At 58.3% G+C, this 12,076-nt stretch carries 13 protein-coding genes; 1 reads left to right on the forward strand and 12 read right to left on the reverse strand.

Annotation, left to right across the window (positions count from 1 at the left end; all coding sequences use genetic code 11):
• A complete protein-coding gene (locus tag H5T64_08340) occupies positions 1-2,121 on the forward strand; it encodes a PD40 domain-containing protein (GenBank protein MBC7264356.1) in 2,121 nt (706 codons plus the stop codon).
• A 30-nt stretch (positions 2,122-2,151) separates the two neighbouring features.
• On the opposite strand, the gene H5T64_08345 is transcribed toward H5T64_08340, so the two are convergent.
• From H5T64_08345 to H5T64_08400, 12 genes are all read right to left on the reverse strand, one after another.
• Positions 2,152-2,445 carry a DUF167 domain-containing protein gene (locus H5T64_08345; protein ID MBC7264357.1) on the reverse strand — a complete coding sequence of 98 codons (294 nt, stop codon included), beginning with the start codon at positions 2,443-2,445 and terminating at the stop codon, positions 2,152-2,154.
• Between the two features lie 45 nt (positions 2,446-2,490).
• Positions 2,491-2,757, reverse strand: a complete 267-nt coding sequence (locus H5T64_08350) for a YggT family protein (protein ID MBC7264358.1) — start codon at positions 2,755-2,757, stop codon at positions 2,491-2,493.
• A 19-nt stretch (positions 2,758-2,776) separates the two neighbouring features.
• Positions 2,777-3,520 (reverse strand): YggS family pyridoxal phosphate-dependent enzyme, encoded by a 744-nt coding sequence (locus tag H5T64_08355; protein MBC7264359.1) that lies wholly within the window; start codon positions 3,518-3,520, stop codon positions 2,777-2,779.
• Positions 3,507-4,457 carry a hypothetical protein gene (locus H5T64_08360; GenBank protein ID MBC7264360.1) on the reverse strand — a complete coding sequence of 317 codons (951 nt, stop codon included), beginning with the start codon at positions 4,455-4,457 and terminating at the stop codon, positions 3,507-3,509. Before H5T64_08360 ends, H5T64_08355 begins: the two co-directional genes overlap by 14 nt.
• A complete protein-coding gene (pgeF, locus tag H5T64_08365) occupies positions 4,454-5,266 on the reverse strand; it encodes a peptidoglycan editing factor PgeF (GenBank protein ID MBC7264361.1) in 813 nt (270 codons plus the stop codon). Before pgeF ends, H5T64_08360 begins: the two co-directional genes overlap by 4 nt.
• Complete coding sequence (locus tag H5T64_08370) at positions 5,263-6,927, reverse strand: radical SAM protein (GenBank protein ID MBC7264362.1); 1,665 nt, start codon at positions 6,925-6,927, stop codon at positions 5,263-5,265. The genes pgeF and H5T64_08370 overlap by 4 nt, the downstream gene beginning before the upstream one ends.
• 181 nt (positions 6,928-7,108) lie before the next feature.
• On the reverse strand, positions 7,109-7,591 hold the full coding sequence (locus tag H5T64_08375) for a PTS sugar transporter subunit IIA (GenBank protein MBC7264363.1): 483 nt from the start codon (positions 7,589-7,591) through the stop codon (positions 7,109-7,111).
• Between the two features lie 40 nt (positions 7,592-7,631).
• A complete protein-coding gene (locus tag H5T64_08380) occupies positions 7,632-8,279 on the reverse strand; it encodes a ribulose-phosphate 3-epimerase (protein ID MBC7264364.1) in 648 nt (215 codons plus the stop codon).
• Between the two features lie 3 nt (positions 8,280-8,282).
• Positions 8,283-9,092 carry a BtpA/SgcQ family protein gene (locus tag H5T64_08385; GenBank protein ID MBC7264365.1) on the reverse strand — a complete coding sequence of 270 codons (810 nt, stop codon included), beginning with the start codon at positions 9,090-9,092 and terminating at the stop codon, positions 8,283-8,285.
• Between the two features lie 196 nt (positions 9,093-9,288).
• On the reverse strand, positions 9,289-10,674 hold the full coding sequence (locus tag H5T64_08390; protein MBC7264366.1) for a hypothetical protein: 1,386 nt from the start codon (positions 10,672-10,674) through the stop codon (positions 9,289-9,291).
• Positions 10,675-10,697: 23 nt separating this feature from the next.
• Positions 10,698-11,006 carry a PTS sugar transporter subunit IIB gene (locus tag H5T64_08395; protein MBC7264367.1) on the reverse strand — a complete coding sequence of 103 codons (309 nt, stop codon included), beginning with the start codon at positions 11,004-11,006 and terminating at the stop codon, positions 10,698-10,700.
• 118 nt (positions 11,007-11,124) lie between these two features.
• Positions 11,125-11,889, reverse strand: a complete 765-nt coding sequence (locus H5T64_08400) for a DeoR/GlpR transcriptional regulator (GenBank protein ID MBC7264368.1) — start codon at positions 11,887-11,889, stop codon at positions 11,125-11,127.
• Positions 11,890-12,076 lie beyond the last annotated feature (187 nt).

Here is a 12,076-nt window from a genome sequence, read left to right on the forward strand (position 1 = left end):
ATGGCAGAAAAAGGACCCCGTTCTGGAGCAAGCATTGGGAATCCATATATCATTGACCGCCCCCTCAGTGACGAGGATCTTTTCGTGGGGCGGACCCGCGCCTTGCGTTGGCTGCGTGATGCGGTCTCATACGGAGAGCGCCTGTTGGCTGTGGGAGGCGGGCCCGGCATCGGCACAACATCTTTCCTTTTGCACTTGGCCCGAATGTGGGAGGGCGAGACCACGGCCCTCTATGTGGATCTGGCTCCGGAGGCGAAGACCACACCAGCGGCTTTGCTCGCCCAATTGACCACCGCAGTGCGAGATTTCGTCTGCATAGGATCGCCCGCTGAGGTGGAGGAAGAGGAGTCGCTACCGGCTTCGCTCGCCCGAGCAGCCGAGGTGGCTGCGCCGAAACGTTTGCTCCTCTTGGTGGATGGCATTGGCAAGAAGCCGGTGGAGCCGGGAGAATGGGCGCAGGTGGTGGCTGAACTCCGGGCTGCCCTTGCCGGTTGCCCCAGTCTCCTGGTGGTGCTGGGTGTGGAAGAGCCAGCCGGCCCGGGTGCGATGGCCATCCAGGGTGTGCCGACCTACCAACTCGATTGTTTGAGCGCCGACGAGTCAGAGGAACTGCTGCGCAACTTAGGACGCGCACGGATAGGCTACGAGCACGGCGCGATACGCGCCATCTACAATCTTTGCGGTGGCCACCCCTATTTGGTTCAAGCCTTCGGCTTCGTCCTTTTCGAGCGCCTCGGTGGGGAGGGTCGTGTTACTTACCACGATGTCCTTTCGGTAGAGCAGGAAGTGGTCGAAGTCGGCAACCCAGTTTTTGGAAGGACGTGGGAGAACTCCTCGCCTGCGGAGCGCGTCGTGCTGGCGGCGCTGCAGTCACTGCGAGGGCGTCACGGTGTTTTCACCCGCCGCGATGTCCAGGATGGCGCTCGCTGGCAGGGCGTCGAATTGCCGGATCAGATAATCTCTGACGGTCTCCGCTTGCTCGTCGCGCGCAAGGTCCTTCGGCCGCTGAGCCAGGAGGGATACGAATTCGCCGTCCGCCTCTTCCAGAACTGGCTGGCCGCAAACGTGACTCTGGCTAATGTGGTGCGAGAAGTTTCGCACTCTAAGAAAGCGGCGTTATCTGTGGGCCTGCGCTGGCCGCGCCGACGGGTGAATTGGGGGACAGTGCTCCTGTGGGTGGCTCTCATCGCAATAGTCGTCTCCGCCTTTGTCCTGTGGAGCGAGCGGGGAAGTGGACAACTGACCACACCTACGCCCACCAGTAGGGTACCGGTCGTTGCCAGCCCTACTTTGTCTCTGGGCTTGCTTGGCACGAAGATCGCTTACGCCCAGCGCGAACACGCAGACGCGACGTGGGATATTTGGGTCATGGGTTACGATGGCACAGATCCAGTGCGCCTCACCAATGGTCCAAGAAACAACATTCAGCCAGCGTGGTCACCCGATGTCCGGCGCATCTATTTCGTCTCCGACCGGGATGGCAACCGCGAGATCTACGTTATGAACGCCGACGGCACTGGTCAAACCAATCTCACGCGCGACGGCTCTGAGGATTGGACGCCGGCTGTGTCGCCCGATGGCAAGACGGTGGCTTTCGCCTCCATTCGCGACGGCAACTGGGAGATCTACGTCATGAATGCCGATGGCTCGCGCCCCACTCGTCTGACCCGCAACACGGCTGCCGACTACAGCCCCGTTTGGTCGCCCGATGGCAGTCGCCTTGCTTTCCAGTCTAACCGCGATGGCAACTGGGAAATCTACATCATGAATGCAGATGGCTCAAATCAGCAGCGTCTGACATACAGTGACGCCACCGATTCCTCCCCTGCCTGGTCGCCCGATGGGAGCCAGATCGCCTTCGAGTCCTATCGCGATGGGGATATGGAAATCTACGTTATGAACGCCGACGGCTCAAACCAAGTGAATCTGACCAATGAGCACACGGCAAACGATCATGGGCCAACCTGGTCGCCCGACGGGACTCACATCGCGTTCTACTCCAACCGCGCTGGAGGCTGGGACATCTACACTATGAAGGCGGATGGCACGGGACAGACCAACATCACCTTCAGTCCGGTCCACGAACAGGCTCCGGCTTGGCAGCCCTACCAACGCCGGTGAGAGGGAAGTCATCCCCTGCCATCGGGGTGCTTATTTACTCGTTAACCGGGTGCGCACCTCTTCGAGGCTGAGCCCTCTTACCGCGATCGTTTTCTGCCGCGATGATGGACCAGCCAAGATGCTTACATCTCGCCGGGGCACACCGAGGGCATCGGCCAGGAGGGCGATGACAGCCTCGTTGGCTGCTCCACCCACAGGCGGGGCCGTGACCCGCACCCGCAGGGCCTCACCGTACTCCCCGGCCAGTTCGTTGACCGGAGAGCGCGGCACGACCTTGACGGCGAAAAGGACGTAGTCCCCTCGCACAGAAAATTTCACGCTCATACAGAACAGTCTATTGTCTGTCGCAAGCGAGGTGAACACATCTTACTAGAACACTGCGGCCAGTAGCATCCACACGAAGCGTCGCAATAGTTCCAGGATGATAAGGGCGATCAGGGGCGTGACATCCAAGCCGCCAATGGGTGGAACGTAGCGGCGCAAAGGGGCCAGGATGGGTTCCGTACCCCGGTAGATGAGCGAAACGAAAGGGTTGTACGGGTCGGCGCGAACCCACGAGAACAGCACGCGCAGGAAAATCGCCGCCGTCGCCAACCAGAAAAGAGCGTCCACTAGATTGTAGAGCCAAATGATCATCAGTGCCTCCGTCTGTGATTTATTCCCTGTGGAAAATAGCCCGGCCCAAGCGGACCATAGTCGCACCTTCTTCCACCGCCACTTCAAAATCGTCCGTCATGCCCATCGAGAGTTCGCTCCAGTTGGCAGCGGGAAAACGACGGCGGAGAGCCTCTTGCAATCGCCGTAGGGCGCGGAAATGGGGGCGCACCATCTCCGCTTCCGGGGCGATGGGCGCGACGGTCATCAAACCCTCTACTCGAACTCCGGGCAAAGCGAGGATGCGCTCGACGTCCACACATAGGGAGTCAAAGGCGCTGGCATCGTGTAAGACATTTGCCGCGGCGAACCCATACTTGCTTTCCTCACCCGAAACGTTCATCTCCAATAGGATGGGCATCACCCGGCCCGCCTCGACGCAGAGACGGCTGATTTTCTCCGCCAGAGCGACCGTGTCCACCGATTGGATGCTATCAAACAAGGCGATAGCATCTCGCACCTTCCGCCTCTGCAGGTGACCTACCATGTGCCAGCGGGCATACACCTTGGCCCGGCAAAGCGGTATCTTCTCCGTTGCCTCTTCCACCCGGTTCTCGCCGAATTCACTGAGGCCAGCCTGGTGTGCAACGAGGATGTCCTCAATGGGGACAGTTTTTGTAACGGCGATGATGCGTACCTCCGTCGGGTGGCGCCTTGCTCGCCGGGCGGCTGCGGCGATGCGCTCGTTCACGTGTGTGATATTGGCGCGTATTTGCGCCTCGCGACGAGCATCAAGAGCAGACATATTTCTGCACTCGCAATGCACGCAAGGTGATCCATTTGCTCGGCTGGCCGAGGGCCTCGATGTCAGTATGCATCCGACCATTGAAACTATTCTCTAGCCGCCACCGGCCGTTGGCTTGTCTTTTGCTTTCCACCAATCCCCAGAGTGCCTTCGCCCTGGGATCGCTCCCGCAACCGAGTTCGCAGCAAGCCAGGAGCGCCTCCAACAAATCGCTCTCGTAGAAGGAAGGGAAGCCAAAGCGCAGCCAGTCGCTCACCCAGCCGTTCTCCGTCGTCCCAGCGCTTGCTGAAGCGGCCACGTAGTCTGTGCTCAGCAATCGCTCGGCGGCATCGGCGATCACCCTCTCGATTCGGGGTGTGCGCTGTTCCGATGGGACGGTCGCCAACGCCCGCAGCACTTTCACTGCTCCCCAAAGGCAGGCGGCAGCCTCGTCGTCATTGTGACGGCAGCCCCAGCCAGGATGCTCTTCGATTGCCTCCATTAGTCGCGCCAACGCAGCCCGTGTTGCAGGTTCATTGTCATACCCGAACAGATTGAGGAAGCGCACCACATTGCCCGAATAACACCAGATCACCTCGCCTTGCTCATAAGCGCCGGGCGCACCGATGGCGGCAATGGCTTCTTGCATATACGCCACCCCTTTCTGCACCGCCGGTTCGGTCTTGGTGAGCCCTAACTCCGATAGGATGATGAGTTGCCAGATGGTGCTGGTGTATTTGGGCCAGTAAGTGCTATCAGGCTTGGCCCAATAACCCTCGGGGTGCTGAGCGGCGATGATGGCACGTACAGTGGCCGAATTGGAGATGGCCGCTCGCGCCTTTCGAACCTCCGGGAGGTTCACCGGGCGATCCAAAAGATGTACCAGGGTGAAATAGCGTACTGAAGGCTCATCCTCGCCCAATAGCCACTCTATCACGCCAGTTCCCACTTCTTTCATAAGGCCGCCTCCTTCTCGGTGGATGCATCTGTCGTTAGTCCGATGAGGGCTCCGAAACGTCCGGTCCTCACGCCGTCGCCCCGGTGCGAGAAAAACTCGTGGCGGTGGCAAACGGTGCACATATTCGCTTGCTCAACGTGGCGCACGCCCACAGCCAACAGTTGTTGACGGTTGGCTTCTGGTAGGTCAAAATACCAGCGACCTGACGCACTCGAGTGGAGTAGCGCCTCTCCACGCAGGGAGCGGCGCACTGCTCCAGCCACATCCTCGCCCACCTCGTAGCAGCAGGGGCCGATGGCTGGCCCCAGGGCCACTTGCAAGTCGGCTGGGTTGGTGCCAAAGGCCTGCTCCATGACGTGCACGGCTTTGGTCACGATGCCCTCGATGGTCCCACGCCAGCCTGAGTGGACCAATCCCACAGCACGCCGCACTGGGTCGAAGAGCAAGATGGGCACACAGTCAGCGAAGCGCAGGAGAAGCGCGATGCCTGGTGTGTCTGATACAAGGCCATCGGTGGCTGGAATGACACGCCCCCCATCTGCACGACTGACAACGGCCACCCGTGCGCCATGCACCTGTTGAGCAGTTACCACATCCTCTGGGCGCAAGCCGAGCGTAGTGTAGATTCGGGCGTGGTTCTCTCGCACTGCTGTTTCGCTGTCACCCACGCTGTTTCCTATATTCAGGCTGTCCAGTGGCGGTTGGCTGACCCCGCCCCGTCGGGTGAAGATGGCGTGCCATACGCCGGGCCATTCCGCCAGGTTAGAGAAGATGTAGTAGGGAACAGCCCCATCCATTCGTTGCATCATCGCTCACGCTCCGTAACGAAGACGGCTCTACATACGCCGCAAGTTTCACAACCCCCGGGCTGGCACTCCGGCGATCCCTTGCCGTCGAGCGCTGCCCGCCATTCTTGGACCAGGTACTCGGTCTCTACCCCGGTCTCCACAATCTGCCAGGGTAGGGGAGCGCCCAGGGGGCGCTCATCCAGGTATTCTTCTTCTGCGAGCCCCGCTTTCCGCAATGCAGCATTCCAGGCCCCTAACGAGGCAGACGCTACCAGTGCCAAGGCCTCGCCCACACGTTGGTCTCCTCGCGCCAGGACGCCTTGTACCCGGGCCCAGGGTACGCTTTCTTGAGTTACCTCGACCTGGGCTGAGGCAAGCGCGCGTTTGAGCCGTTCAGTTCGTGCCGTGAGCACCTCGGCGGGCGCCATTGCTGCCCACTGGAAAGGTGTACCTGGCTTGGGAACAAATGGCGTGATGTTCACTTTCACCAGGCCGGGGAAAATGCTCGTGACCTCGCGGACAAGGGTGGTGATTTCGTCCACGTCCTCCTCAGACTCCCCTGGCAGGCCGACCATGAAATACAGTTTGACCGCCTCGAAATGGAATCCGGCTGCCAGCCTTACCGCGCGGATCACTTTATCCTCAGGGATGTTTTTGTTGATGACGCGGCGTAATCGCTCTGAGCCAACCTCTGGGGCCAGGGTGAGGGTTCGCGTGTCGCCCTCGGCCAGACAACGCAGAAACACTTCGGATACGGAATCGGCTCGCAGGGAGGAGGCACCGAGGCCAGCACCCATCCCACGCAGGGTCACCGCCAACCGGTCAACGGCCGGGTGGTCTGAGACGGCTGCGCCCACAAGCCCAATCCGTTTCCGATGGGTCAGGCCATCTCGTGCGGATTGCAGTAGCGTGTCCAAATGACGCGCCCGCGGCGGACGGTAGGTGTATCCTGCCAAACAGAAGCGACAGCCCCGCCCGCATCCCCTGCTGATCTCCAACAGGAACATATCGCCGAATTCGGTGTGGGGTGTGAAGACCACGCTGTGGGTGGGGCAGGAGTCCAGGTCACGCAGCCACTGACGTGTCACGCGGGTCCCCTCGGTGGCCAGGGCAGGCACATAGAGCCCGGGCTGGGTGGCCAATGTGGCCAGTATATCCTCGCGTGTCACGCCACGTGCGGTCAAGACGTCCAGTAGGCCAGGCAATCGCTCTTCCACTTCGCCAATGAACAAGGCATCGCAAATGGGTGCCAAAGGCGCGGGGTTAGCAGAGGGCGCAGGTCCACCGGCCAGCACCAGCGGCCAGTCTGCGTCCCGCTCACGGGCCAGCGTGGGGATACCTGCCCGGCGGAGCATCCCAACAAGGTGGAAATAATCTAACTCGTAGGAGACCGAGAAGGCGATGACATCGAAGTCAGACAACGGTCGCTGGCTCTCGATAGACACGGGCGGGTCGTTCTCCCTTTCTCGTCGCCCCAGGCCAGAGAAAACCCGCTCGCAAACTACATCGCCGCGCTGGTTGAATAGTCTGTACAGCGTGTGCACGGCCAAGTTGGACATGCCCACATGGTAACTATTCGGATAACACAGGGCAACGCTCAACCTGCCGCCCCAGTCTTTTATGACCGCGCCCTTTTCTTGGGCCAATACACGGCGGGCAGCAGCAATGGATTGCCATCTCATAATTGCACCCCGCTATTGACGAGGCTATATTAATGCAGAGGGCGAGGGGAGTCAATTCGCCTGGAACGGAAGTGGACCTAAAACAGCGAGGGGGAAAGTCGAGCGGTCGTCTGGGTGGCGAGACCAAGCATTTTATGTGGATCAAGAGGGGCAAAAGAAGGCAGCATTAGAGGGGTATGTATCACGCTGTCAGGGCTCTCTGGATCAAATCTACCACTTCCTGTGGGGCCTTCGCCGCGACCAACCCCTCGAGCAGACCCTGGTTCTGGATCACGCTTACTAACTGCTGGATCAGTTCGACCTGCTTCTCGCGCTCTTTGATCGCCAACAAGAAGATGAGGCGCACCTCCAGGACGACCGAGCCGTCGGTGCCCATTTGTCTGAAGCGCACTGGCGATCTCAGCACGCCGATGCTGATTGCCGACTGCTTGACGTGGTCTGGGTCGGCGTGGGGTATAGCAACAGCCAATGGCTGTGTGGGCAGCCCGGTGGGGAATGTTTGTTCGCGCTCCCAAACGTCCTTGGCGAACGCGGACTCTACATGCCCACTCTGGACAAGGGGGCGGGTGAGTTTGCGGATAGCTTCCTTCGGGTTTGAGGCGTGGAGATCGGTTAGCACGTGCTCAGGTTTCAACAGGTCAACGAACGTATATTGTGTGGACACGCTTCCACCTCAAAATAGTCGCGATAACGCCGGCCTACGTTTAGGCTGCCTCCCGCAGAGCGCGCACGTTCGCTGCGATCCTGTCGTCCTGGAAGATCGCCCGGCCGACGACAATCGTATCCACACCAGCCTGAACAACCTCCGCCAGGTTCTGTGGGTTGATGCCGCCATCCGCAACCCATTCGATCCCTTTTAGGCCCGCAGTCTGTTTGCCCGTACGCACTTTGGCCAACACCTCGGGCAGGAAGGGGCAATCGGGGCCCTCGGGCTCGGTAGTCAACACCAGAACAAACGACAAGTAAGGACGCAAGTACCGTAAGTCGGGGAGTGGCGTGGCCGGGTTGAGAGCGATCCCGGCTGTGGCTCCAAGTGAGACGATCTGACGCAGGACACGGCGTGGGTACAGACAGGCCTCGTAGTGAACGGAGATGCGATTGGCACCCATTTTGACGAGGTCTGCCAACAGCCACTCCGGATTCACCATCATCAGGTGAACATCGAAAGGCAACTTCGTCAGTGGACGCAGATCGGCGATGACCTTCGTCCCCAGGGTCATGAGCGGAACAAATGAGCCGTCCTCGATATCAAAGTGAAGTGAGTCAACTCCGGCAGCCTCCAGTTCAGCGATGATCTGGCCAAGCCGATCAAGGGGGGCGGAGGCAAGCGAGGGCGCAATGTGGACCGGCATCTCTCAGGCCTTTCGCAGTTCTTTCACTTTCTGCATAATGGCCCTGACGCTGTCAACATCCACTGCGTTCCAGGTGTTGCCCTCTTTTTTGAAGGCCGTGCCGATGATCGCGCCATCGGCAATCGCCAGTTGGTCGGCGATATTCTCCAGCCGCACGCCGGTATTGGCGAAGACTGGCACATCGGGCACGGCGTCCTTAACGAGTTTCAGGATCTGGGTGGAGGTCTCGGCACCGGCAGTCAGGCCTGAGACACACAACGCGTCTGGGCGCGCATTGAATACCGTTGAGCGAGCAATGTCGGCGATTTGTCGGTCACCCAGATAAGCCGCTGATTCGGGTACGATGTTAAAGAAAAGGCGTATGTGCCCTGCGGCAATGGCGTGCTGGTGACGGATGACTTCGCCGGCGTTCGTGTCCCACAGCCCGAAGTCCGAACCATAGACGCCAGTGAAAACCTCACGCACGAACTGCGCTCCCGTTGCCATAGCAAGGTCAATGGAAGCCATCGGGTCCCACAACACATTCACGCCGTAGGGAACCTTGATCTCGGGCTTCAACTCCGCGATGATGCTCGCCATGCAAGCCACGGTGATGGTCTCGACCCGTGTCAGATACGGCAGGCTGAACTCATTGGAGAATAGCACTGCATCCACACCGCCGCTTTGCAGGGCTAATAAGTCTTCGCGGGCGCGCTCGCAAACCCAGGCCAGGCCCTTCTGTGGGTCATAACCCGGATCACCAGGCAGCGCCCGCAAGTGACACATAGCGATGATGGGTTTATCCGTACCGAAAACATTGTGTAACCAAGACACCAACTTTCATCCTCCTCAAAATAGGGTGAGAGCTGGTCATAAGAGCGTTGACAGATGAACGACTCGTATCACCGGCCTATGAATCCCGAAGACCTCTTTATGCCAAGCGCTTACTCCATAGTCTGTCGGCCAGGATAAAAGGCCTGGGGAGCCCCTGCCACCAGGAGTTCCCCAGGCAGATCTTATGGGCATTGGCTCAGTCTGAGCCTCCTGCGACTTCGGAGATCACCCTCTCCCCAAGCGGGAGCCTCTTCTTAAGCAAATACAGAGCCACGAGTATGACGAGGCTGATGATGAGGGCAACGACCCCTGGCAGACTGAAAATGTAGTACAAGCCATAGGAGGTGGGAATCGCTGCGTCGCTCATCACCGTGTAGGTGGCGTATCCTGCTGGGATCTCCACTGCTACACCGCTTTGAACAACCATTTGCGTTACAGCGGGTGCCAGCAGAGTGGTGAAAATCAGCCCGATCCCCATCACGATTCCGCCTAAGATGACCGTTAGTAGCACATCACCACCTACCAGCGGTGCAAGCATGGCAGTCACAAAGGGCCCGTCTGCCAAGTCGATGAAGGGCAGCGTGCGATTGCCCACCTTGGACAAGAGCAGGGCGAGCACGATCTCAACTGGCACCATTAGCAGACCGCTAGCAATCACTCCTGGATTGCCAATCAATATCGCTGAGTCGAGGCCAATATGGAACTGGCGCCCAGCGAAACGCGAGGTCATAAAATCACGCGCAACGTCTGCAACTGGCGTCAGGCCCTCCATCAGGATAGCCACCATGCGTGGGATAAGCACCATGACAGCAGCAGTGCGGACACCAGTATTGAGTATATCCATTGGTGCCTGGCCAGCTAGCACAGCCAAGATGAGCCCAATGATCAACCCCAGCATGACAGGCTCGCCCAACAGGCCCAGGCGCTGGCGAATAGTATCAGGGTCCAGTTTGAGGCGCTTTAGGAAAGATATGCGGTTAATGACCAGCGCGAAGGGCACAGCCAAGAGCATGTAGCCCGCGGATTGCAGATGCGGGATCGAAACACCCGGCATCTTGAAATGCTTCTGGATCAAAGAGGCGGACCAGTCAGCGAGAAAGAGCGCAATCACCAGACTGATAGCAGCGGCGAGCAGAGCTAGGCCAAAACTCCCGGTGACAAAGTGGACGATAGCTCCCACGAAGGCCATGTGCCAGAAGTTCCACAAATCAATATCTAAGGTGTGGGTGAGGCCCAGCAGGAGCAGGATAATGTTTAATGCGATGCCGATTGGAATGATCAAATTTCCCACTGGGGTGCCAAAAGCGAGAGCGGAAGCTGCTGGCCAGCCAATATCGACGATGTCCAATCCAGTGCCGGTGCGCTCGGCAAAAGCCTTGCCAATGGTACTCAATGTCTCACCTAGCATGCCCACTGTCAAGAAAATGCCAACGAAGGCAACTGCGGACAGCAAGCCACTGCGGATGGCACGGTCGGCGCTCAATCCCAGGATGATGCCCAGTAATGCGACGACAATTGGCAGCACAATTGTGGGACCGAGCGTGTTCAGCAAACTGCCTATGGTTGCGAGTATGGCTTCCATCGTGTAATATTCTCCTTTTTCTGTTATTTCGTTAGTTCTTTTCCCCGCAAGATGTCCAAAAGTTCCTGTAAGACCTTATCCTCGCCTTGGCCAGTGATGAGGGGAACGCCATTGATAACTGGAACGACCCGGGCAAACTCGGCAGGCATGCCCGTAGTTGCCACGATCACATCAGCGTCCACCCGTGAAGGGGTTAGTTCCGTCACTCGGTACTGGTTAACCGTGGCATTGATACCTTTCCGCCTGAGAAAATCCTCAATTTTGACCCGAAGCATAGTCGAAGTGGCGATGCCTGTCGCGCACACGATATAGATTCTTTTCTGTTCTGCCATAGAAACTCCTTAGCCCTCAACAGTCTCTTCGCGTAACCCAGCGCTACAATAGGTTCTATCCACCCATCTCATCCCTCCTTTCTCGAGACCGCTATTTCCATTCGTAATTGAACAAACCTTACACCAACTCAACGGTCAATTCCGCCTCGCGCAACCGTTCCAGCATAGCCGGCGGAATGCCCCGATCTGTAATGAGCACGTCCACTTCACTCAGATCACATACTTTGGCAAATCCCACTATCCCAAACTTGGAGGAATCGGTAAGCAAGATAACTTGCTCACCCGCGCGAACCATGGCCTGTTTAACAGCCACCTCTTCCAAATTCACGTTGGCGATAGTGCCATCCGGGTGAATGGCGTCGGCACCCAAGAAGGTCTTATTCACGCGCAATGTTCTCAGAAACGCTTCCACTTGGGGGCCCAGCAAGGTATATACATTGGCACGGGCGATACCACCGGTGCACACCAAGTTGATATTAGGATTGGAAGCCAATTTGACGGCGATTTGGAGGTCATTGGTGACCACAGTGAGGTTGCGTTTGTGGAGGAGCAAGAGGGCTAGTTCGTACGTCGTAGAGCCAGCGTCGAGGATGATCGTCTCCCCGTCCAACACCATCTCCGCAGCAGCAGCGGCGATACGACGTTTCTCTTCTATGTGGCGTTGGCGCTTGACATCATACGGGAGTTCGAGGGTGGTGCTGCGGACCGACAGCACGGCCCCTCCCCGGGTACGGGTAACCAGGCCCTCTTGAGCCAGGCATTCCAAATCCCGGCGGACGGTGGCTGCGGAAACGTTCAGGGACGGTGCAACATCCGTCACCTCGATGTAGCCATTGTCCTTTAGCCTTTGCAATAAGATAGCCCGGCGTTCTTCCGCAAGCATTTCACGCCTTCATGTTCGTTCAAAAACAAATTCGAGCACAACACTGCTGCTAAGTGTTCATTTACAAACATTATAGCGCAATTATGCGCGGATGTCAATACCTGAGGGGGGTATTTATGCGAATAGACGCAGTTCTGCAGAAAAACGCTGGTTTGACAGGGAGACGTATTCGAGTTAAAATCTCATT

It is taken from the genome of Chloroflexota bacterium (assembly GCA_014360825.1).
In the GTDB taxonomy this organism is placed as follows: domain Bacteria; phylum Chloroflexota; class Anaerolineae; order UBA2200; family JACIWT01; genus JACIWT01.

What these genes read in the sequence shown, in the direction of transcription:
- H5T64_08360 (MBC7264360.1), bottom strand. Translation starts at nt 4,457, where the DNA reads ATGAAAGAAGTGGGAACTGGCGTGATAGAGTGGCTATTGGGCGAGGAT.
- H5T64_08355 (MBC7264359.1), bottom strand. Translation starts at nt 3,520, where the DNA reads ATGTCTGCTCTTGATGCTCGTCGCGAGGCGCAAATACGCGCCAATATC.
- H5T64_08370 (MBC7264362.1), bottom strand. Translation starts at nt 6,927, where the DNA reads ATGAGATGGCAATCCATTGCTGCTGCCCGCCGTGTATTGGCCCAAGAA.
- H5T64_08350 (MBC7264358.1), bottom strand. Translation starts at nt 2,757, where the DNA reads ATGATCATTTGGCTCTACAATCTAGTGGACGCTCTTTTCTGGTTGGCG.
- H5T64_08395 (MBC7264367.1), bottom strand. Translation starts at nt 11,006, where the DNA reads ATGGCAGAACAGAAAAGAATCTATATCGTGTGCGCGACAGGCATCGCC.
- H5T64_08400 (MBC7264368.1), bottom strand. Translation starts at nt 11,889, where the DNA reads ATGCTTGCGGAAGAACGCCGGGCTATCTTATTGCAAAGGCTAAAGGAC.
- H5T64_08380 (MBC7264364.1), bottom strand. Translation starts at nt 8,279, where the DNA reads ATGCCGGTCCACATTGCGCCCTCGCTTGCCTCCGCCCCCCTTGATCGG.
- H5T64_08390 (MBC7264366.1), bottom strand. Translation starts at nt 10,674, where the DNA reads ATGGAAGCCATACTCGCAACCATAGGCAGTTTGCTGAACACGCTCGGT.
- H5T64_08345 (MBC7264357.1), bottom strand. Translation starts at nt 2,445, where the DNA reads ATGAGCGTGAAATTTTCTGTGCGAGGGGACTACGTCCTTTTCGCCGTC.
- pgeF (MBC7264361.1), bottom strand. Translation starts at nt 5,266, where the DNA reads ATGATGCAACGAATGGATGGGGCTGTTCCCTACTACATCTTCTCTAAC.
- H5T64_08340 (MBC7264356.1), top strand. Translation starts at nt 1, where the DNA reads ATGGCAGAAAAAGGACCCCGTTCTGGAGCAAGCATTGGGAATCCATAT.